2 protein-coding genes are annotated in these 878 nt (G+C 31.0%); one reads left to right on the top strand and one right to left on the bottom strand.

The window, feature by feature from the left end; translation table 11 throughout:
• The coding region (locus CD33_RS00135; RefSeq protein WP_036196970.1) for an Lrp/AsnC family transcriptional regulator at nucleotides 1-296 on the bottom strand (296 nt) is incomplete at its 3' end.
• A 121-nt stretch (nucleotides 297-417) separates the two neighbouring features.
• On the opposite strand from CD33_RS00135, the gene CD33_RS00130 reads away from it, so the two are divergent.
• Complete coding sequence (locus CD33_RS00130) at nucleotides 418-837, top strand: carboxymuconolactone decarboxylase family protein (RefSeq protein WP_036196967.1); 420 nt, start codon at nucleotides 418-420, stop codon at nucleotides 835-837.
• Nucleotides 838-878: the final 41 nt, after the last annotated feature.

The following is an 878-nucleotide window of genomic DNA, read 5'->3' as shown; positions in this document are numbered from 1 at the left end:
CCTGCAATTCTATAACAAAATTCTACGTTTGGAAGTTTCTCTATATAGCTCCTAAAAGACTTATAGTCACCATTCTTAACTGTTGCTTCAATTATACATTGGATCGGTAGACCTAACTTTTCATAATCGACCACTAAAGTATTTTTCTTTATAATTCCAAAGGATTCCATCTGTCTTACTCGTTCAGTTACTGATGGGGAGGACAAATTTATCCTTCTTCCAAGCTCGCTCATCGATAAACGACTGTTATTAAGTAGTTCATCTAAGATTTTTTTATCAATTTCATCTATTTTCATTTTTAAAGTTTTCTCCCAGTAATCATTAATTTTAAATATTATTTACTTGCTACTCGTATTGAATTTAATGTGATTTAGTTATTTTGTTTACTATAATTAAACATAACAAGGAGGGACTTATATGGCAAGAATTATTGAATCCCAATTCGGGGAAACACCTTTTCAAAGACTATTGGGGCATAATAAAGATGTTATGGAGAAATGGAATCAGCTAGGTGATGTATTAGAAAAAGATGGACTACTAACATCTAAATTAAAGGAACAAGTAAGAAGAACATTAGCTCAAAGTAACGGATGTGAGTATTGTAAGGCTAAAGGGAAACCTGATCCAGTTAATTTTGAAGGAAAAACTTCTGTTGCAGTAGGATTTGCAGAAGTCTTTTTAAAACAAAAGGGTGATATAGCTGAATCAAGTTTTGATGTTTTGAGAGAATGTTTCAGTGAAGAGGAAATAAGTGAGTTGTGTGCATTTATTTCTTTTACGACTGCTTCACAATATTTTGGTGCAATGATGAAATTAGAAACTGAAAATAACCAATAAATTTATCGAAAAAACAGCTAGTAAAAATATTTACTGTTATT

It is taken from the genome of Ureibacillus sinduriensis BLB-1 = JCM 15800 (genome assembly GCF_000772955.1).
Classification (GTDB): Bacteria; Bacillota; Bacilli; order Bacillales_A; family Planococcaceae; genus Ureibacillus; species Ureibacillus sinduriensis.
This window is presented reverse-complemented; position numbering and strand designations above follow the sequence as displayed.

What these genes read in the sequence shown, in the direction of transcription:
- CD33_RS00130 (WP_036196967.1), top strand. Translation starts at nt 418, where the DNA reads ATGGCAAGAATTATTGAATCCCAATTCGGGGAAACACCTTTTCAAAGA.